This window comes from Hymenobacter lapidiphilus, assembly GCF_003417065.2.
GTDB lineage: Bacteria > Bacteroidota > Bacteroidia > Cytophagales > Hymenobacteraceae > Hymenobacter.
In genome coordinates, this window is the sequence record NZ_QVLT01000014.1 from 70,004 (window position 1) to 91,046 (window position 21,043).

The 21,043-nt window shown below is 63.3% G+C and carries 14 protein-coding genes; 9 read left to right on the top strand and 5 right to left on the bottom strand.

Annotated features, from left to right (window positions below):
* The first annotated feature begins 28 nt into the window (after positions 1-28).
* Together D0N36_RS10300 and D0N36_RS10305 are read left to right on the top strand one after the other, a co-directional pair.
* Complete coding sequence (locus D0N36_RS10300; RefSeq protein WP_116941306.1) at positions 29-3,148, top strand: DUF6493 family protein; 3,120 nt, start codon at positions 29-31, stop codon at positions 3,146-3,148.
* 42 nt (positions 3,149-3,190) lie between these two features.
* On the top strand, positions 3,191-6,187 hold the full coding sequence (locus D0N36_RS10305) for a DUF6493 family protein (RefSeq protein WP_116941307.1): 2,997 nt from the start codon (positions 3,191-3,193) through the stop codon (positions 6,185-6,187).
* Positions 6,188-6,248: 61 nt separating this feature from the next.
* Here the strand turns inward: D0N36_RS10305 and D0N36_RS10310 are convergent, their stop codons facing one another.
* A complete protein-coding gene (locus D0N36_RS10310; protein ID WP_116941308.1) occupies positions 6,249-7,202 on the bottom strand; it encodes an aldo/keto reductase in 954 nt (317 codons plus the stop codon).
* A 110-nt stretch (positions 7,203-7,312) separates the two neighbouring features.
* On the opposite strand from D0N36_RS10310, the gene D0N36_RS10315 reads away from it, so the two are divergent.
* Positions 7,313-8,137 (top strand): class D beta-lactamase, encoded by an 825-nt coding sequence (locus D0N36_RS10315; RefSeq protein ID WP_116941309.1) that lies wholly within the window; start codon positions 7,313-7,315, stop codon positions 8,135-8,137.
* 171 nt (positions 8,138-8,308) lie between these two features.
* Here the strand turns inward: D0N36_RS10315 and D0N36_RS10320 are convergent, their stop codons facing one another.
* The 3 genes from D0N36_RS10320 to D0N36_RS10330 form a co-directional block, all read right to left on the bottom strand.
* Positions 8,309-9,667 (bottom strand): alpha-amylase family glycosyl hydrolase, encoded by a 1,359-nt coding sequence (locus tag D0N36_RS10320; protein ID WP_116941310.1) that lies wholly within the window; start codon positions 9,665-9,667, stop codon positions 8,309-8,311.
* Positions 9,668-9,903: 236 nt separating this feature from the next.
* Complete coding sequence (locus D0N36_RS10325) at positions 9,904-11,340, bottom strand: alpha-amylase family glycosyl hydrolase (RefSeq protein ID WP_116941311.1); 1,437 nt, start codon at positions 11,338-11,340, stop codon at positions 9,904-9,906.
* 36 nt (positions 11,341-11,376) lie between these two features.
* On the bottom strand, positions 11,377-12,525 hold the full coding sequence (locus tag D0N36_RS10330) for an acyltransferase family protein (RefSeq protein ID WP_116941312.1): 1,149 nt from the start codon (positions 12,523-12,525) through the stop codon (positions 11,377-11,379).
* 401 nt (positions 12,526-12,926) lie between these two features.
* On the opposite strand from D0N36_RS10330, the gene D0N36_RS10335 reads away from it, so the two are divergent.
* The 5 genes from D0N36_RS10335 to D0N36_RS10355 all read left to right on the top strand — a co-directional run bounded on the left by D0N36_RS10335 (position 12,927) and on the right by D0N36_RS10355 (position 16,702).
* Positions 12,927-14,123 carry a helix-turn-helix domain-containing protein gene (locus D0N36_RS10335; RefSeq protein WP_116941313.1) on the top strand — a complete coding sequence of 399 codons (1,197 nt, stop codon included), beginning with the start codon at positions 12,927-12,929 and terminating at the stop codon, positions 14,121-14,123.
* A gap of 215 nt (positions 14,124-14,338) precedes the next feature.
* On the top strand, positions 14,339-14,872 hold the full coding sequence (locus tag D0N36_RS10340) for a hypothetical protein (RefSeq protein WP_116941314.1): 534 nt from the start codon (positions 14,339-14,341) through the stop codon (positions 14,870-14,872).
* 89 nt (positions 14,873-14,961) lie between these two features.
* Positions 14,962-15,546 (top strand): YceI family protein, encoded by a 585-nt coding sequence (locus D0N36_RS10345; protein ID WP_116941315.1) that lies wholly within the window; start codon positions 14,962-14,964, stop codon positions 15,544-15,546.
* A 228-nt stretch (positions 15,547-15,774) separates the two neighbouring features.
* Positions 15,775-16,149 carry a hypothetical protein gene (locus D0N36_RS10350; RefSeq protein WP_116941316.1) on the top strand — a complete coding sequence of 125 codons (375 nt, stop codon included), beginning with the start codon at positions 15,775-15,777 and terminating at the stop codon, positions 16,147-16,149.
* A 214-nt stretch (positions 16,150-16,363) separates the two neighbouring features.
* The gene (locus D0N36_RS10355; protein ID WP_116941317.1) at positions 16,364-16,702 is read left to right on the top strand and encodes a hypothetical protein; all 339 of its coding nucleotides are present in this window, start codon (positions 16,364-16,366) and stop codon (positions 16,700-16,702) included.
* Positions 16,703-16,901: 199 nt separating this feature from the next.
* Here D0N36_RS10355 and ggt read toward each other — a convergent pair whose 3' ends face one another.
* Positions 16,902-18,635 (bottom strand): gamma-glutamyltransferase, encoded by a 1,734-nt coding sequence (ggt, locus tag D0N36_RS10360; RefSeq protein WP_116941318.1) that lies wholly within the window; start codon positions 18,633-18,635, stop codon positions 16,902-16,904.
* 241 nt (positions 18,636-18,876) lie between these two features.
* On the opposite strand from ggt, the gene D0N36_RS10365 reads away from it, so the two are divergent.
* Complete coding sequence (locus tag D0N36_RS10365; RefSeq protein ID WP_116941319.1) at positions 18,877-20,928, top strand: alpha amylase C-terminal domain-containing protein; 2,052 nt, start codon at positions 18,877-18,879, stop codon at positions 20,926-20,928.
* Positions 20,929-21,043 lie beyond the last annotated feature (115 nt).

The window sequence follows — 21,043 nt, forward strand, 5'->3', positions numbered from 1 at the left end:
CTTATTCTTAAAAATTACATCGAGATACATGTCTGCCGCCGCCGAAACTTTTGAACAACTCATCCGCCATAACACGGCCGCCGAACTGGTGCCGTTTCTACTGGCGCTGGACAAAAAGGATGTGTTGCCGGTGCGCACCCGCGCCAGAAGTCTGAGCAGTGAACTGGATAAGCACGAGCAACAACCCAACGGGCAATTGCGGCGGCCGATGCAGCCCCGGCAGAGCCTGATGCTTTTTCTGGCCGGGCTGGCCACGTATTCGCAGAAGGAGGCGCTGAGCGGCTGGTTCAGCAACGGCCACCACCTGAGCCACAACGTCGGCCAACTTACCGAACAGGCCGACCAGTTGCATATATGGACCATCCTGCGCCATGCCCGCCCCAGCTGGCTGACGACCTGGTTTCTGCGCAACCACCGCAACAACCCCTGGACGAACCCCGACTTCGATACGTTGCAGGCCCTGATGGCCGAGGGCCTGCTGGAAGATGTGCCGGAACTGCTGGCCTACGCCACTGCCCAAAGCCTTTACCTGCTTGGCTCCGACGTGGATAAGGCCCGGACCCTGGCTGAGCAGCGCACTAAAGGCAGGAAAACAGATCATCTGCATACCATTGAGTGGAATAACCTGAGTGCGCGCTGGTCGGCGCTGGCGGCGGGCGAGCCACTCCCGCCGACCTGGGACTTGCTACTGGCGGAGTTGCGGGGCAATGATGCACTGCTGCACCGGGGCCTGCCGCTGCTGTTCGCGCACGACACGGCGGTCGACTCCACTTCCACCTACGACCGCACGATCAAGCCGTTTAGGAGTATTGCCTGGCTCGATGTGCTGCCCGAACTGGCGCGCAGTGGCCACCTCGACCGCGCCGAGCTGCTCACGAACTGCCTGCTGGCCTTGCGCCGCGACTTTCGCCGCCCGCTGCTTACCTGGTTCAAAGAGCTGTTTCTTAGCCTGCAGCCCACGCCTGATGAGAGGCTGGCCCGGCAGGCCGACCTGACCGAACTGCTGGCCCATCCGCTGGCTCAGGTAGTGAACTTCGCCCTCGACCAGCTCAAGGACCTGTGGCTACTGCCGGGCTTCGAGGTGGCTACGCTGCTGCTCTACATCGATAACCTACTGACCCGGCCCGACCTCAAAACCGGCCTCAAAAGCCTGTTCGCAAGCTTTGATAGGCTGCTAAAGGCCAGTCCGGCGCTGGCCCCAACGCTAGCCCCGCGCTACGCCACCGCCCTGGCCCACCCCGATGCCGGCGTGCAGGAGCGGGCCGCCAAAAGCCTGACCGCCCTGCTGGGAGCCAAAAAGCCGCTGCTCGATGCCGCCGCTACAGCCGATATTGTGGTCACTTTGCAGGAGCTGGGTGAGCTGCTAAGCACCCCGGCCCGCGCCCTGCTGGTCCCCTGGCTGGCCGCTGCCCCCGCTCCGTCCGTTGCCCAAGAAGCCTACGCGCCACGCGCCGGCTTCGTGCCCGATATTTCCGAAGCCACGGCCATTGCCCCGGTGGCCGACTGGCACGAGCTGCTGTTTTTGACTGGCCAAGCCTTGAAGCCCGACCAGCCGGCCGAGCAGGAACGCTGGCTCGATGGCCTGCTGCGGCTGCGGGGCCAGTATCCGGCCGACTACGTCGCGCAGCTGCGGCCCTACTTGCTGCAAGCCTTTCCTTGGCTGCTGAAAGGTAAAACCGAGGCCGAAACCGCCAACATCCTGCGCAAGATGGACTACGGGCGTCGGGCTGGCCAGAGAGATTTTCTGCAGGCTATGCTGGTGGGCTGGCACGGCGGCTTTGCCCAGCCGCAGGTGGTGCGCACGCGGCTGGATGCCCAGCATCAGCTTTATCCTGACCCGCTGCTGGGCCTGGCCCGGCAACGGCTGCTGGCCGCCGAGGCCCGGCTGGCCCCGGGCGCGGGGCCCTTGCCGCTGCTGAGCACGCCCACGCACCAGCCCTTCTGGGTGGCCCCCACGGCGCTGGTAGCCAAGCTACTGGCCTATGAAACCGCTGGCCAGGAGCCCGACCCGGCCGATTTGACACTGGCCCTGAGCCGCCTGGCCTGGAACGCCCCGGCCGATGCCGCCACCGCCCGGCAGCAACTGGCTAGCCTGCAAAATCCAGGTCTGCGCGAGCTACTTGCTTGGTTGCTGGCCCCCAGCGACGCTACCCCGCCGTTACCACCGTTGAAGCCCACCGATGAGTCACTGCTAAAGAAAGCAACCAGCCGGTTTACCCAATGGGTTTCGGGCGAAACCCCGGCCCCGCCGACGCTGGCCGAGGCCTTGCCCTGGCTGTGGGCCGTGGCCGCCCGCACCCGCGCCCCGCAGGTCAGCTGGCCCGAGCTGGCGACGCTGGCCGATTACCCCGGCCTGGCCGAGCCCTGGCAGCCCGGCTGGTACATGGATGTTAAAACCCACACCATCAACCAGTCCTATAACAAGGAGCAGCCCGAATACATCTACCAGACCCACGAGCTGACCGTACCCACCGCCGAGCCGGCCGCGCCACCCTCGCCGCTGCTGCTGTACTCGCTGCACGCCCGGCTGCCGCAGAAGGACCATTCCTACATCTGGCCACTGCTCGAAGACCCGAACTTTTTGCTCTCGCTAGTGCCCAACAACCCGGCCCCGTTGCACTGGCACTTGCTGCGCTCCGCCTTCAGCACCAGCGAGGGTTATAGCGAGGAACAGGCGCTGCTTACCAAGCAGCTGCATGCTTCGCTGGCCGATGGCCCGGTTTACGAGGAGCCCGCCACGGTGCTGCTGGCGGTGGGTTTATTGTACAGCAAACCAGCTGCCCGGGCCCTGGCCTGGGAGGTGCTGCTGGCCGCGGCCGATACCGGCCGGCTGGTGCCCGTCGCGCTGGGTACGGCCCTGGGCCGCCTGCTGGCCGGCACCTACGCCCCCGTGCTGCGCCTGGCCGACGCGCTACCCGCGGCCCGTGGCATCTCGCCCACCACCGACGATGCCCTGCGCCAGCTGCTGGAAGCCCTGCTGCCCGAGTTGCCCGCCGAACCACTGCGCAACACGGCCAAGCTGCTGGCCGCCTACGCCGACCTGCGCCCCGGTGCTGGCAAGCCTATGCCGGCCGTTGTGCAGGAACGGTTGCAAACCTGGCAAAGTGTGGGCAGCCTCAAAAAGGCGGTGACAACCCTGCTGGCTTAAACTCAATTCTTCCACGAGTACTTCACTGCTGAAATCATAGCTATGCCTGCTGTCGTTGAGACCTTCGAGCAAATTGCCCGCCACCAGAGCCTGGCGGTGCTGGTCGATTTCCTGCTGACACTTAACAAGACTGACCTGCTGCCGGTGCGCCAGCATACCAAGCAGTTGTATCGCGAAGTGTATGAATGGCGCGATGAGGACGAAAGTCAACGGTTTCCATCTGAGCGGGAATCACACCTGTTTCTGGCGGGCTTGGCAACTTACTCGAAGCAGGAGGGCTTGGTCCGCACCTTCAATGTGCCCTGGGGATTTGAGTTGGGCGTGACAAAACATGCCAACGCTGGCCACTACGACTTGTTTTTGGCCGTAGTGCGCCACAGCCGCCCTGGCTGGCTGACGGCTTGGTTTGAGCGGGTGGCCCGCAACGATACCTCCGACACTGCTCCCTATGACGTGATACGCCAGTTGGCCGAGGAAGGCCTGATTAGCCCCGCACCGTGGCTGTTGGCGCAAGCAGTGGCCCATTGGCTGCAGCAATTCGACCATGACGAGGACCGCTACCCCCGCGAATACGAGTTGCACGTACTGCGCCAACTGCACGCCGACCCAGTGCTGCTCACCCGCGACCTGCCTTTGCTATTCAAGTTCGATACCGATGTCGATGGAACTTACCTCTATTTGGGTGATGACCAAGAAAGCGTTACCTGGCTGACGCTCATGCCACAACTGGCGGCATCGGGCCACCTCAACCGGGCTGAGTTGGGTACGCGCTGCCTGCTGGCCATGCACCGCAACTTTCGCCGCTCACTGCTGACATGGTTCAAGGACGTGTTCCTGGCCCTAAAACCCACCGCCGATGAACAGCTGGCCCATCAAGCTGAACTGCTGGAGCTAATGGCCCACCCGCTGGCCCAGGTGGTAAACTTCGCCCTCGACCAGTTCAAAGGTTTGTGGCTGTTGCCAGGCTTTGATGTGGAGGCGCTGTTCCCGTATGTTGATAACCTGCTGACCAGGTCTGACCTTAAAACGAGCCTCAAAGCCCTGCTCAGTGGCTTCGAAAAACTAACAAAGGCCCGCCCAGAGCTGGCCCCGATGTTGGCGACGCGCTACGCGGCTGCCCTAGCCCACCCCGACGCCGGCGTGCAGGAGCGGGCTGCCAAAAGCCTGGCTAATCTGCTTGGGGCCAAGCAGGCATTGCTCAACGCTACCGCCACAGCCGATACCGTGGCCACTTTGCAGGAGCTAGGCGAGCTGCTAAGCACTCCGGCCCGCACGTTGCTGGCCCTCTGGCTGGCCCCCGTACCCGCGCCGTCCATTACCCCAGAATCCTACGTGCCGCGCGTTGGCTTCGTGCCCGATATTTCCGAAGCCACGGCTATTAAACCAGTGGCCGACTGGCACGAACTGCTGTTTCTGACCGGCCAAGCCCTGCAAATCGATCAACCGGCCGCTGCGGAGCGCTGGCTCGATGGGCTGCTGCGACTGCGGGGCCAGTACCCGGCCGACTACGCTACGCAGCTGCGGCCCTACTTGCTGCAAGCCTTCCCCTGGCTGCTCAAGGGTAAAACGGAGGCCGAAACTATTGAAATCCTTGGTGCCCTTGACTACGGACAACACCTGGCAAGTAGAACAGGCTTACTACGGGCTCTTTTAGTAAGCTGGTACGGCGGTTTTACCCAGCTGCAGGTGGCGCGAGTTGAGTTGCAGTCGGTGAACTATGCTTACCCCGATCCGCTGCTGGGGCCGGCCCGGCAACGGCTGCTGGCGGCCGAGGCGCGCCTGGCCCCGGGGGCGGTGCCGTTGCCGATGCTCAGCACGCCCACCCACCAGCCGTTCTGGGTGGCGCCCACGGCATTGATAAGCAAGCTGCTGGCTTATGAAGCCGCCAGCCAAACTCCCGACGCCGCTGACCTGGCCTTGGCTCTGGGCCGCCTGGCTTGGAACGCGCCAACCGATGCCGCTACCGCCCGGCAACAGCTAGCCAATTTGCACCACTCGGGCCTACGCGAGCTGTTGGCCTGGCTGCTGGCTCCCAGCGAGGCCCCCTTGTCATTGCCACCCGTAAAACTCAGCAAAAAGTCGCAGCCGAAAGTAGCCTCTGGCAACTTTGACCAATGGGTATCAAACGAAGGCTTGGCTCCGCTGACCTTGGCCGATGCCTTGCCCTGGCTGTGGGCCGTGGCCGCCCGTACCCGCTCCCCACATGGTATTTGGACCGAGTTGGCTGCCTTAGCCGACTATCCGGGCTTAGCCAAGCCTTGGCGGCCCGATTGGGGCATTGCTATGCGTACCGAGGTAATCTGTCAGCCCTATAATCAGAAGCAGCCCGAGCGCGTGGAGCAGTATGAGGAGTTGACCATTGCAACCGTTGCCCCGGCCGCGCCACCCTCGCCGCTGCTGCTTTACTCACTGCATGCCCAGTTACCGCAAAAGCACCATAATTATTTCTGGCTGTCAACGGAAGACGTATCGTTTCTGCTTTCCCTACTGCCCAACAATCCAGCTCCACTGCAATGGCACCTGCTCCGCTCATGCTTTCGAAGTATTCCCGGCTATAGCGAGCAGGCTATTATCCTGAGCAAGCAGCTGCATGCCTTGTTAACCGACGGTCCGGCCTATGAAGAGTCAACCTCGGTGCTACTGGCAGTGGGTCTGCTGTTTGATAAGCCGGAAGCTCGTGCCCTAGCCTGGGAAGTGCTACTAGCCGCCGTGGACACTGGCCGGCTGGTGCCCGTAATGCTGGGCCAGGCCCTGGGCCGCCTGCTGGCCGGTTCGTATGCCCCGGTACTGCGGCTCGGCGATGCGCTGCCGGCCGTCCGCGGCATTTCGCCCGCCACCGACGATGCCCTGCGCCAACTGCTGGAGGCCCTGCTGCCCGAACTGCCCGCCGCGCCTCTGCGCAACACGGCCAAACTGCTGGCCGCCTACGCCGACTTCCGCCGGGAGCAGCCCTTGCCGGCTGTCGTGCAGACACGGCTGCTGGAGTGGCAGGCCGTCAATAGCCTCAAAAAAGCAGCTACGGTTCTGTTGAACCAGTAACTCTTTTTTGAGGCTATTGACTTTGTCATTCAGCGAGCTAGCGAGTTGAACGCATGGCAGTTCAAGCGCTGGCCTCGCCCAGTTGGCGCATATCGGCTTCGGTGAGTTCCAGCTGCATGGCCTTAATAAGCTCTTCCACCTGCTGAACACTGGTGGCCGAGGCGATGGGGGCCGTGAGGCCGGGGCGGGCAATAATCCAGGCCAGGGCTACCTGGGCGGGCGAGGCGCCGGCGTGGCGGGCCACCACGGCGTCCAGCGCATCCAGAATCTGGTAGCCCCGCTCATTGAGGTATTTCGGGCCGATGCTGCTGCCGCGCACGCTTTTGGCCAGGTCTTTTTCCGAGCGGTACTTGCCCGTCAGGAAGCCCGAGGCCAGCCCGAAGTAGGGGATGATGCCCAGGCCGTACTCCTGGCAAAGTGGCAGCAGCTCGTGCTCCAGGCCCTCGCGCTGGTAAAGGTTGTACTCAGGCTGGAAGGTTTCGTAGCGGGGCAGGCCCTGGGTGGCGCTGGCCTGCAGGGCCGCCCGCAGCCGTCCGGCCCCGAAGTTGCTGGCCCCGATGGCGCGCACTTTGCCCTCCTGTATCAGCTCGGCGTAGGCCTCCAGCGGCTCGGTTACAGTGCGCTCCTCATCGTCATGGTGCGACTGATACAAGTCGATATAATCGGTTTTGAGGCGCTGGAGCGACTCCTCCACGGCTACCCGGATATAGTCGCGGCCCAGGCCCTGGCGGCCGTCGCCCATCTTCATGCCTACTTTCGAGAAGATGAGCACATCGTCGCGGCGGCCGCGGCGTTGCAGCCACTTACCGATAACGGCTTCCGACTCGCCACCCTGGTGGCCCGGCGCCCAGGCCGAGTACACGTTGGCCGTGTCGATGGCGTTGCCGCCGCCGGCCACGAAGGCATCGAGCACACGGAAAGAAGTGGCCTCGTCGGCGGTCCAGCCAAATACGTTGCCGCCCAGCACGAGCGGGGCGGTGCGCAGGCCCGAGCGGCCCAGTTCGCGTTGTTGCATGGTGTTGGATTGAGAAGTTGCCGAGTTAGAAAGATAAAAATGACCCACTGCCGGCGCGAGGGTTGGTTCGGCGAGACGCTTACTTTTGCGGAAATTAACCCCGCCAGTTCATGCGCCTGACTTACCTGTTTCTGTTATTTCTGGGGTTGCTGCTGACCGCGGCCTGCTCCTGTCTGCCCGCCGCTCCGCCCGTAGTGGAGCACGATTTCGGGCCGCTGTTTCGGGCGCAGGGTCTGGAGGGCTCACTGCTGCTCTACGAAGAAGCGGCCGGGCGGTTCGTAGCCTACAACGCGGCCCGCTGCCGCCAGGGTTTTCTGCCGGCTTCCACCTTCAAAATCCCCAATACCCTGATTGCCCTGCAAACCGGCGCCTTGCGCGACACGGCCGACATCTGCCCCTGGGACGGCACCGTGCGTAGCATTGCCGCCTGGAACCAGGACATGCCCTTCGCGCGGGCGTTGCGCGTGTCGGCCGTGCCCTGCTACCAGCAGCTGGCCCGCCGCATGGGCGTGGCCGCGTACCAGCAGTGGCTGCCGAAGCTGGGTTACCCCGGCATGGTGGTCATGGCCGCCACGCTCGATACGTTCTGGCTCGGCGGCGACTCGCGCATCAGCCAGTTCGCGCAAATTGACTTCCTGCGCCGCCTGCAGGCCGAAACCCTGCCCATCGAGAAGCGCCACCAACAAGCCTTAAAGCAGCTGCTCATCCTCAAGAAAACGCCCGCCTACACGCTCTACGGCAAAACCGGCTGGCGCTTCCGCACCGCCCGCAACCCCGACAACGGCTGGCTGGTGGGCTGGCTCGCCCAAGCCGATGGCCGCCGCGTTTTCTTCGCTCTCAACGCCGAACCCGCGGCTGGCCAGCCCGCCGACGCCCGCTTCGGTCCCGCCCGCCAGCTTATTGTAGAGGCGGCGCTGACGGAGGTGGTGAGGTGATGGCGGAGTTGGCACGATGTAGGGGCGGGGCTTGTCCCCGCCCGCCGTTGAACGACACGTGCGCCACTGATTGCAACGATTCCGTTTAACGGCGGGCGGGGACAAGCCCCGCCCCTACATCGCCCTCCGCAACTTGGGTTACTTGATAAGGCAAACATAAACCGGCTATCATCACCCCACCACCCTCTCCAACACCCGCCAACCGCGCCCAGGTACGGCCAGCTCCTCTTCCGCCTGAAACATCAGTTGCTCCTCACTGAAGATGTCGCGCCAGGTGCCGGCGGTGGTGGCGGGCAGGGGCAGGGCGGCGGTTTCGGGGGTACTATTGATAGCGCAGAGTACGGCCGCGCCCTCTTTTTCGCGCACGAAACCGTAGAGGCTGGCCGGGCCGGGCAGGCGCTCGAAGTGGCTGGTAGGGTCGCCGTTGCGCAGGGCCGGGTGGCGGCGCTTGAGCTGCAACAGGCGGGTGTAGAACTGCTGGAGTGGGAAATCCTGCCAGTCTATCGGGTCGTGGTCGAAAAAGGCCAGGCGCTTAGTCAGCCCGGCTTCCTGCCCCGAGTACACCAGCGGCATACCCGGCAGCAGCACCGTGAGCACGGCACAGGGCAGCGCCAATGGCCCCAGCCGCTCGTATTCGGTGCCGTCCCAGCTGTTCACGTCGTGGTTGCTGGTGAAGTTCATCAGGTATACCCGCGGCGGGTACTTGGCCCGCTCGGCGGCGCGGTACTCATCGATGGCCACCAGCTCGGCCCGGCCGGCGGCAATGCTGTCGAACAGGTAGTGCAGGCGCAAACCGAAGGTCATGTCGAAGGCCTGCTCCAGCAGGTGCGTATCGGGGTTGAACTCCTCCCAGCTCAGGCCGCCCGAGGGGTATAGCTCGTCCCATTCGGCCAGCATAAACACCGGCTTGATGGCTTCCAGCGCCGGCCGCACCTCGTCCCAGAAATTGGTGGGCACCAGCGCGGCCACGTCGCAGCGGTAGCCGTCTATGTCGGCCTCGCGCACCCAGTAGCACAGGGCCTCCGTCATGTAGCGACGCAGGTCGGGCTGGCCGTAGTCGAGGGCTACCACGTCGTGCCAGTCGGCCACGGGCGGCACCAGCCGGCCCTGGGCATCGTGCTGGTACCAGTCGGGGTGCGCATGCACGAGCGGGTTGTCCCAGCTGGTATGGTTGGCCACCCAGTCGAGCAGCACCCGCAACCCCAGGCGGTGGGCCTCGGCCACTAGGGCCCGCAAATCTGCCAGCGTCCCAAACTCCGGGTTCACCCCGAAATAATCGCGCACGGCGTACTGGCTGCCCAGCGTGCCCTTGCGGCCCTGCTCGCCAATCGGATGAACGGGCATCAGCCAGACGATGCTGATGCCCATGTCCGCCAGCCGCGGCAGGTGCTCCATAAAGGCCCGAAACGTGCCCTCGGGAGTGTACTGGCGGATATTGACTTCGTAAATGGTAGCGGCGGAGGCCCACTCAGGATGCCGCACCTGAAACAGGTGAGCGTCGGGGTGGAACTGGGAAGAGCGTTCAGGCATGGAGCGAAAAGGTAAAGGCCAGCGCACGCGCCGCCGGAAGCGGGCCGGAATGTCCCGGTACTTACTGTCGAGACTGCTCAGCAGTCGTCAATCGTGGCCCGCGGGCTGCATTGCCCGGTGGTCTGGAAACTACGAAGCCGACCGGCCACGCAGATTTCCGGACCCGCTCCAACCGGTTCGTCAACACGTCGCGCTACCAGCAGTCAACCGGCTGTTTAGCTGAACGTCTGCCCGCGCTAGTCCGGATCGGGCAGGCGCTCGAACACGCGGTAGCCGTGGGCCCGCAGCGGCACCTTCGAGCCCGAGCCCAGCCGCTGCACCTGGCCACTGAACAGCTCCCGGTAGATGCCCGGCCCGAGGCCGCGCAGGGTCAGCTCGTGCGGCTGCTTAGCGAAGTTTACGAGCGTGAGCACGGCCTGCTGCTGGCGGCGGCGCACGAAGCCGTACACCTCGGGGCTGGCGCTGACGGGCAGGGATTCAAATTCGGCACACGGGTCGCCGTTGGCCAGGGCCGGGTTGCGCTTTTTAAGCTGCAGCAGTGTGGTATAGAAATCCTGAAGTGGGTAGCCATTCCACGGAATCGGGTCTTTTTCGAAGAAGCTGAGCCGCTTTTTCAGGGCGGCCTCCTGGCCCGAGTACACCATCGGGATGCCCGGCAGCAGGGCCGCCAGCACGGCCTGAGGCAGGGCGTTGGCCCCCAGCCGCTCGTATTCGGTGCCGCTCCAGCTATTAATGTCGTGGCTGCTCGTGAAGTTCATCAGGTACACGCCGGCCGGATACTTGGCCCGCTCGGCCGCCAGGTAGGTATCAATGGCGCGAGCGGGCTGCCGGCCCTGGGCAATGCTATCGAGCAAATAGCGCAGGCGCAGGGCGTAAGTGGCATCGAAGGCCTTTTCGAGCAGACGGGTGTTGGGGTTAAATTCGCCCGGTTTGAGGAACGGCGGGTCGTGCAGCTCGTCCCACTCGGCCAGCATAAACACGGGCTTAAGGCTGTCGAGGGCGGCGCGGGTGTTGTTCCAGAAATGGGTGGGCACCAGCCCGGCCACGTCGCAGCGGAACCCGTCCACATCGGCTGCCCGCACCCAGTAGACCATACTTTCGGTCATGTAGCGGCGCAAGTCGGGCCTGCTGAAATCCAGCGCGATTACGTCCTGCCAGTCGGCTACCGGGGGCCGGAAGCGGCCCAGCGAGTCGCGCAGAAACCAGTCGGGGTGCTGGCGGGCCAGCTCGCTGTCCCAGCTGGTGTGGTTGGCCACCCAGTCGAGGATGACGTGCATGCCGCGCTTATGGGCAGCGGCCACGAGGTGGCGCAAATCGACCAGCGTGCCCATTTCGGGATTCACGGCCCGGTAGTCGCGCACCGAGTAGTAGCTGCCGAGGCTGCCCTTGCGCTTTTCCTGGCCAATCGGGTTGATGGGCATCAGCCACAGAATGCCCACGCCCATGCTGTCGAGGCGGGGCAAATGAGCCTCAAAAGCCCGGAAGGTGCCCTCGGGCGTGTACTGGCGGATGTTGACCTCGTAGATGCTGGCGTTGGCGGCCCAGCCCGGGGAGCGTACTGCAAACGGGGCCGGCGGCGGCGAGCAGTCGGCGGCCGGCGTATCGACGGAGTTGGTCTGGCAGCTGGCCAGCAGCAAAATAAACCCGAAAAAAGGCAAGAATAATCGGAGCATGCGCCCAACTTACGCAGTTTTCGGCCGCGTATCAATTCAGGCTACGCCGTCATATGCCACCCTGCGCCGCCCTGGGAGCCGGACTATGCGGAGCCAGCGGTTGAATGGTTCCTCTACCAAGTAGTGCAACCCGATTGCGGCCACATTCAGCAGCAGAAAAACCAGTAGCGGCTGAGCTGTGATAAACCTCGTCACGATGCCGTGCGGAACCCCCATGTGGATGAGGTAAAAGACATACGAGCTACGTCCCAGGATCTGCATCGTTTGGCTGCCGAGCAGCCGGCGTAGTGCGGTTTGCTCTGTCAGAAGCCCAGCAAACCAGAGCGCAATGGCCACCGGCAGCACTATATTATTGAGAATAATGCCCACCGGGTGCTCCTGCCCGAAAGTGTAAGGCCCGCGAATTGCATTCAGCAGCAAAATGACGGCTCCGAAGGCCAATAGCCCGGCAACTGTCCGGCTACTTCCTGATTTGGGTTGTAGCCGCCCCTGCCGAAACCAGAGAGCCAGCTGAATGCCCACGAAAAACTCGGTGGCCCGGCCGAAAAAGGTGAACAGCAGCATGAACCGCAGATTTCCGAATAGCCCGTAGAGCTGTTTCGGGCCAAGCAGCCCGACCAATATTGCTCCTAATCCCAGCAGCAACGGCGGAAGCAGCCACAGTAGCCGGGGCCGCCACCGAAGTAGCAGGAAGACGAATGGCGCGCTTAAGTAGAAGCACTCTTCTACTGTCAGAGTCCAGCCCTGCGCTACACCTGAATAGACGAAACCCTCGAAAAAGCCGCGTAAAAACGTAATGTTTAGTAGCCAGACTCCCGGCGAAAAAGTCCGGGTATTGTACCAGATGCCCGCAAAAGCCAGCGCCGTCACCAAGAAATACATGGGATAAATGCGGGCCACCCGGTTGCGTAGGTAGCGCCCCCACCATTCCACTGTCATCTGCTCGGTACCAGCGTAGCGCAAGGCGATAAGAAACCCGCTGAGCACGAAAAAAACAGGTACGCCCACATGAAACTCGCGCACTATTTTCTCCAGCGTTCCTTCGATTCCGGGACCTGTCTGCAACGGATTGAAGTGGTGCAGATATACCAAGTAGGCCGCTACGGCCCGCACGCCGGTGAGAGCCGGCAGATAAGCAGATGACGCCTCCGGATTGAGAGCAGGCAATTCATGGGCAGCAGGCATATACAAGCGGAGATTGACGGTCTGGTTCTAATGCTATAAGCCGGGCCTAAAGCTACAGCCGCATAGTATATTGGCGTGTGCCCGCCAGATGTTTTTTTGGAGTTGCTAGGGCAGATTGATGCTAAATGTTCGGGTTTGCCTTGTCGAATTGCCGGCGTATTATTCAAAATAGGAACTTACTCATCGTGCAAACCAGGTACTAACAGAACTGCGGGCAGGCGCTGCAGAGGGTATGGGGAGTAGTTGAGGATACTGCAAATTAGAAAGTTATTTGGCCGGGCCCTGCGCCGCGCCAGCTTCCGATTTGCTACCTTTTGGCCCGGATAGGCGCGGGTAGTCCGGGTCGGGCCCAACCGGATTGGTCGTCAACCCAGATCCAGTCGCCGACTGTCAAAAAAGCCATGCAGATACCCTTTATCCCGCTTGTGTTGGTGCTGCTGGCGGTGGTGGCGCAGGCTGTTTTTGCGGCCGGTCTGCTGGCGCTGGCCCGCCGCAACCGCCTGCCCAATGGCTTTCTGGCGCTGCTTATGCTGGCCATTGCCCTGTGGTTGCTGGATAGCTTTTTCCGCGTCGCGGGCATCTACGGCCAGAATGCCAACTGGTATTTCGCGCCCATCTACTACTCCTTCGCTTTCGGGCCGCTGCTGTATTTCTACGTCCGTAGCCTCGTTAACCACGATTTCCGGTTTCGGGCGCGGCAGCTGTGGCACTTTGGGCCGGTGCTGTTGCAGGCCGCCCTGTACTGGGGCCTGCGCACCCAGCCCTACGCTACTCGCGCCTGGTTCTGGGAGCACGTGCACCGACCTTATACCTACCGACTGGAGTTCATCGGTACCTGGGTGTCGCTCACGGTGTATCTGGGGCTGAGTCTGCACCTGCTGCGGCAGTACGGGCGCTGGCTACCCGACAACTTCTCCGAAACCTCCGAGCTGCGCCTGCGCTGGCTGCGGGTATTGCTGGTGCTGGTGGGCCTCGTGAGTCTGCAATGGCTGCTGGAAGTGGTGCTGCGCGAGTTTTTCGACATTTATTATCAGTACGATTACTCCACCGAGCTGCTGGGCGGCGTGCTGTTCCTGATTGGCGTGGTGGGCCTGCGCCAAGCCGATATGCGGGCCGTCAGCTTCGTGCCCGAAGTAGCCGCACCCGTAACCGCAGCCACCAGCGGGGCGGAGGGCCTGCTGGTTTCCGCTGTGCCGCCCGGTTCTGGCAACGCGTTTCCAGCCCCAGCGCCTGCTACCCCAACGACTACCGCGCCGGCCGTTGATGCTGCGGTGCTGGCCCGCATCCGGCGGGCGCTGGAAGAGGAGCGGCTCTACCTCAACCCCACGCTTACGCTGGCCGAACTGTCGGCCCACACCGGCCTGGCCCCGCGCCTGATTTCGTTCACCGTCAACCAAGGCTTCGGCCAGAGTTTCAACGACCTGATAAACGGCTACCGGGTGGCCGAGGTAAAGCGCCGCCTCGCCACCCCCGATGCCCAGCGCCTCACGCTGCTGGGGCTGGCCCTGGAGTGCGGCTTCAACTCCAAAACCACCTTCAACCGCATCTTCAAGCAGTTCACCGGCCTGGCCCCCCGGGAGTGGAGCGACGGCGAGTAAGTGGGTGATAAATGAGCGGGCTTAGCGTTCAGGCGGCGCAAATGGCGCAGTATGGCCGGCGTGGCACCACGACGTAAAGTCGTGGCACCACACCCTGAACCTTATTCACCGGAATAGCGCCCACATCACGATTTGGGGCGTCCCGATGTTGGATTCGGGGCGCTTGGGGCAGTTTGAGCGGGCACCTTTGGGTCGTTCCTCAACCCCCAAGTCCCATGAAACTACTGCTGCTACTCACCGCCCTGAATGCCGCGCCGGCCGCCCTGCTGGCCCAGGCTACTCCGGCCCCGGCCCCAAACCCGGCCTGGACCGACCACCGCCGCCTGCTGCCCGATAAGCTCCGGCAGGTGCCCGTGGGCCTCACGCTCTGGCACACGCCCAACCCAGTGTACCCTAAACCCAACCCCGGGCAGCCCGGCGGCTTCGTCTGGCAGCACAGCACGATGGTGCGCTCCGAAGTGGGGCAGGAGCTGACGGTGGTGGAATGCGGCAGCTTTATCTGGTACAGTGAAGCCGGCTGGCAGGCCAACCTGCACCAAAATTCCGCCGAGTTTGCCGCCCTTTTTCAATGCCTAAACGGCCGCCTGCGCCCCGGCCGCACCTACACCTTCGCCCAGAACTACCGCTACGCCGATAGCGCCCGGGGCCTGTACGGCGGCGACGCGCTCTGGTACGTGCTGGCCCGCGACCCGGCCGGCAAGCTCTACAAAGGCTTCGGGCTGATTGAAACCGAAGCCACCCCGCAGTAACACCAACGCGCCGCTGCTGGCAATTGCTCCACTCACTTTTCCGTACCCGGGCCGCGAATCCAAGTCCGCGCCCACTTTCTTCTCAACCCATGAAATTCCTCGCCCTTATACTGTTGCTCACCTCTGCTACACCCCAAACCGGTTCCGCTACTCCGCCACGGGCGGCGGTTCGGGCGGCCGTGGCCACTTACCGGGTCGGGCCGGCCGCCGTTACCTGGACTGGCTATGCCGAAGTGGGCGGCTACGCGCCCAGCGGTACCGTGCAGCTCCGCCGCGGCCGCTTCAGCTACGACGGCCGCACGTTGCGTAACGGTCGTTTCGAGTTCGATATGACCACCCTGGAACAGGAGCAGGCCCAGTTGGCCGAACACCTGCGCGGAGAAGATTTTTTCGCGGTGGCTAAGTATCCGACGGCCGTATTTGAGCTGCGGGAAGTGCGGGCTGGCGTAGCTATTGGCCAACTCACGCTACGCGGAGTTACCCGGCCCGTCCGTTTCCCGCTCGCGGTGGAGCCGCGGCCCGACGGGCGGCTGCACATCAGCGGCAACGCCACCCTCGACCGCACCCAGTTCGGCATCCACTACAACTCCAGCAGCTTCTTTCAGAACCTGGGCTCTTACGCCATCCGCAACGAGTTCCGGCTGACCTTCGACCTAACAGCGGTGGGTGAATGAACAGCCGCCTTATAAGGCAAGGCGGCCCGAATTTCCAGGCAGCAATGCGCCAGCAATCCGGGTTTTGTTGGATCTTTGGGCTTTAAGCCATTCGTAGCCTTGCGTTCAGAGCTGGATGAAGGGTGGCTTGGCTTGGCTGAACCCCGCTCATCCAGACCACCCAGGCAACACCGCCCGGCCGGCCGGCGTACATCTCACTCAACAATTCTTCCCTAATTTCTTTGCCTTATGAACCACGCTAGCCGCATCGACAAGACCGTCCGCAACATCTATGACACCTTCGACAACCCGGGTGCCAACCCCCTGGAGGCTGGCTTGGGCGACATTGACAGCTGGATTGATGCCCTCGACGGGCTGGGTGGCTCGGCCCTGAACGGGCTGCAAAAGGAGTTGCGCAACCTGCGCTCCTACGTCGAGCGCGACGACCGGCCCGCTATTGCCGCCACCCTCCAGATGCTGGGTACCGAAACCTCGCGCATCGCCTCCGGCATGCACAGCCTTACCGATAACACCGGCGACCAGCTGCGCCATCTGGGCCAGACGTTGGTAATTGCCGCCGGCAACCTGAAAATGCCACGGGCCGATTCGGCCAAAATTTTGTAATCAAATAGATTAAGCTCGTGTAAAATTCGGGTTCTGAAAGCCGCGTAAGCAGCTCTCGGAATCCGAATTTTTTCGTTTGTAAGGGACTTTAGTTGCGTACCATTCAAGGCCTGATATGTTTTGGCAGTAGATGTTTAATTATTTGACTATCAACTTTTAAAGCCGGTGAGCGGTACTAGTGGTGTTCAATTCTTCCACCATAACCACACCTACTATGAGTGCTTCCACTTCCACCAGCCAACTCGACGCTACCCTCCAGGCCCTGCAAGGCGGCCTGAGCCAAGCCGCCCCGGCGGCCGGCGGCAACATCGACAGCTGGGTTTCGACCCTCAACGGAGCCAATAGCCCCGCCCTGAGCGCCATTGCCGACGAGCTGAAAAACCTGAAAACCGCTATCGGCGGCGGTGACGCCTCGCAGATCAGTAAGTCGCTGAGCACCCTGGGCGAGCACACCACCAAAGCTGCTGCCAGCGCCACCGACGACGCCAAAGACAAGCTCCAGCAGCTGGGCCAGACGCTCAGCCAGGCCGCCAAGTCGCTACAGTCGGCGTAATTTGAGAAGCCAGGAGATAGGAGCTAGAAGATAGAATCTTTCAGAGCCTGTCATCCCGACAAAAGGAGGACCTTACCAAGCAAGAGCGAGTCGTTGTTACGGCCGTTCGGGCATGGTAAGGTCCTTTGCCTTGCACCGCATTTCAGGGGACGCCAGACGATATTCTAGCTTCTAGCTCCTGACTTCTAGCTTCTCAAAACTAATATCCCGCCGCGTTATCGTCGCCGCGGGGGTCGGCGCCACCTTCGAGGCGGCCGTTGGGCAGTACCCGGATGATTTCCAGGCGGCCCCAGGGGCTGCGGGCGTTAAGCTGGTAGCCGCGGGCCCGGAGCGAATCCTGGGCGGCGGGCAGCAGGGCCCCGGCTTCTACATCGAGCTGGTCGGGGAGCCACTGGTGGTGCAGGCGTGGCGCGGCCACGGCCTGCTGGGCGTTCTGGCCGTAGTCGACGACGTTGATAATGCCCTGCAGTACGCTCGTGATGATGGTGCTGCCGCCGGGCGTACCGATGACCAGGGCCAGCTTTTTATCTTTGAGCAGGATGGCCGGCGTCATCGAGGAAAGCATGCGCTTGCCGGGCGCAATGGCGTTGGCCGCGCCGCCCACCAGCCCGTAGGCGTTGGGCGTGCCGGCCTTACTGCTGAAATCGTCCATCTCATTATTGAGTAGAAAACCCGCTCCGGCCACTACTACTTTGCTGCCGTAGGCTCCGTTGAGCGTGGTGGTGCAGCTCACCGCGTTGCCCTGGGCATCTACAATATTGTAGTGCGTAGTCTGGTCCGACTCATAGCCCGGCAGGTCCGCGCCGGCCGCTACCTGGGCGCTGGGCGTGGCCCGCCGCGGCTGCACGGTGGCCATGCGGCGGCGGTTGTAGGTCGGGTCGAGCAGTTTGGCCACCGGCACGCGGCCGAAGTCGGGGTCGCCGAGGTAGGTGGCGCGGTCGGCGTACACCCGGCGCTCGGCCTCGGTTAGCCAGTGCACGGCCTGAGGCGCGTGCCAGCCGGCAGCCTGCAGGTTGTAGGGCTCCAGCATCTGCAGCATCTGCAGCAGCGCCACGCCCCCCGAGCTGGGCGGCGGAAACGTGAGCACCTCGTAGCCCCGGTAGCTCCCGCGCAACGGCGTGCGCCACTTAGGCTGGTAGGCGGCCAGGTCGGCATTGGTGATGAGGCCGCCGCCGCGCTTCATTTCGGCCACGAGCAAATCCGCCGTTTCGCCCGCGTAGAAACCGGCCGCGCCCTGGTCGCGAATGCGGCCCAGCGTGCGGGCCAGTTCCGGGTATTGGATGGTTTCGCCGGGCTGCCAGGGCGTGTTTTTCAGGTAGGCGCTGGCGGGGTTGAACTGGGCGAAATCGGTTTGTTGGGCGTTGAGGCCGGCGGCTTCTTTGGTTGTGAGCGTGAGGCCCTGGGCGGCCAGCTGTACGGCCGGCTCTACTACCTCGCGCCACGGCAGCTTGCCCAGCTTCTGGTGCAGCGCCCACATGCCCGCCACGGTGCCCGGCACGCCGGCCGCGCGGTGGCCGCGGGTGCTTAGGTTGGGCACCACGTTGCCGGCCGCGTCGAGGTACATGTCGCGGGTGGCGGCGGCGGGGGCCGTTTCACGGAAGTCCAAGGCCCCCTCCCGGCCGTCGGCGCCGCGGTAGAGCACGAAGCCGCCGCCCCCGATGTTGCCGGCCACCGGCAGGGCCACAGCCAGCGCAAACTGCACGGCCACGGCCGCGTCGTAGGCGTTGCCGCCGCGCTGCAGCACCGCTACCCCAATGCGCGTGGCTTCGGGGTGAGCCGACGTAACCATGGCTTTAGAGGTAACAACGGGCGTAGCCACCGGTACCGGCGCGGCCAGCGTGGGGGCGGTTAAGGTCGTGGGGGAGGTAGCAGGCGGGGCCGTGGTGCAGGCGGCCAGCCCGGCCAGCAGCAGCAGGTAGGAAAAGTGCTTCATACGGGTAAGATAAGCCGATTTCGGCTCAAATGACCTGTCATTCTGAGCGCAGCGAAGAATCTCGCGTGCTGACGTCGTAACGGTGCGCTGACGTGAGCACGCAGGATTCTTCGCTCGCTCAGGATGACGGGGTTTCTGTCTGCGGGCAACCAACTCGGCCACCAACTTTGCGGCAAATTGGGCCACCTCATCTGATTCCACGTAGTTTTGAGCGCAACCCTGCACCTTTGCCGCTTCTGCCATGACCACGCCAACTACTTCGCCCGATTCTGCCGTTGCCCCCGCCGCGCTGCCCCTCGTGCAGCACGACCCCTGGCTGGCGCCCTACGAGCCAGTGCTGCGCCGCCGGCAGCAGCGGCTGGAGCAGCGGCTGGCCGATATCCGGGAGCAGCATGGCACCCTGAGCAAATTTGCCAGTGCCCACCAGCGCCTAGGCCTGCACTACGACGGCCGCCGCCGCGGCCACTGGTACCGCGAGTGGGCGCCCGCCGCCCAGGCCCTGAGCCTGATTGGCGACTTCAACGACTGGAACCGGCAGGCTACCCCGTTAACGAAGGGCGAGGATGGCGTGTGGGAGGCGTTTCTACCCGACAAAGAGTACAAAGACCGCCTCACGCACCACTCCCTCTACAAAGTACACGTGGTATCGGCCCACGGTGCCCAGGACCGCCTGCCGGCCACCCTGCGCCGGGCCGTGCAGCACCCCGAAACCCACGACTTCGCTGGCCAGGTCTGGCGGCCCGAAACCCTTTTTGCCTGGACCGACCAGAAGTTTCGGGTGGCTAACGCCGTGCGCGAGCCGCTGATTTATGAGGCGCATGTGGGTATGGCGCTGGAAGAGGCCCGGGTGGGCTCCTACCTCGAGTTTGCCGACCAGGTGCTGCCCCGCATTGCGGCCGGCGGCTACAACTGCGTGCAGCTGATGGCCGTGATGGAGCACCCGTACTACGGCTCGTTCGGCTACCATGTGGCCAACTTTTTCGCCGTGTCATCACGCTTCGGCACGCCCGAAGAGCTGAAGTACCTCATCAACGAAGCCCACCGGCTGGGCCTGGCCGTGCTGCTCGATGTGGTACACTCGCACGCCGTGAAAAACGAGGCCGAGGGCCTGGCGAACTTCGACGGCTCGGGCCACCAGTACTTTCACGCCGGAACTCGGGGCGAGCATTCGGGCTGGGATTCGCGCCTCTTCGACTACGGCAAGCCCGAAGTGCAGCAGTTTCTGCTCAGTAACCTGCGCTACTGGCTTGAGGATTTCCACATCGACGGCTTCCGCTTCGATGGTATCACCAGCATGCTCTACCACCACCACGGCGAAGGCGTGAGCTTCGGCGGCTACGAGTCGTATTTCGGGCCCGAGGTGGATGAGGACGCGGTGTTGTACCTGCAGCTGGCCACCACGCTGGTGCACGAAATCAAGCGCAGCGCCCTGCTGATTGCCGAAGATATGAGCGGCATGCCCGGTCTGTGCCGGCCCATTGCCGAGGGTGGGGTGGGATTCGGCTACCGGCTGGGCATGGGCATTCCCGATTACTGGATCAAGCTGCTCAAGCACACCCGCGACGAAGACTGGAACCTCTACGACCTGTGGTACGTGCTGAACAACCGCCGCGACGGCGAGAAAACCGTGGCCTACGCCGAAAGCCATGACCAGGCCCTGGTAGGCGACAAAACGCTGGCCCAGTGGCTGCTCGATGAGGCCATTTACCAGCACATGGCCCGCCACGATGCCGACCCGGTTGCGGCCCGGGGCGTGGCCCTGCATAAGCTCATCCGCCTGCTCACTATCAGCCTGGGCGGTGAGGCCTACCTCAACTTTATCGGCAACGAGTTCGGCCACCCCGAGTGGGTCGATTTCCCGCGCGAAGGCAACGACTGGAGCCACCACTTCGCCCGCCGCCAGTGGAACCTGGCCGACAACCCCGACCTCAAGTTCCAGTACCTGCTCAACTTCGACCGGGCCATGATTCAGCTGGTCCGGAGCAGCCACCTGCTGGCCGCCGGCCCGGCCCGCCAGCTCCACCTCGACCCCGAAAACCAGGTGCTTGTATTTCAGCGCGGCCCACTGCTGCTGGCCTTCAACCTGCACACCGAGCACAGTATCCCCGACTACCGCTTCGTGGTACCCGCGGCCGGCCGCTACCGCATCGTGCTCGATTCCGATGCCCCCGATTTCGGTGGTTTCGCCCGCATCGACGACGAGTACCGCTACGAAACCCTCGAGGAAAACGGCAACCATAAGCTCAGCCTCTACCTCCCGAGCCGCACAGCGCTAGTGCTGGAGCTTATCTGAGCTGTTAGCCGATAGCTTCCTTGCATAAAAGACCTGATTCTGCCCGAATAAGAAGCCCCCGCACTCAACCGAGCACGGGGGCTTATTCGTTTTTTCAGCTAACAGCTAACAGCTA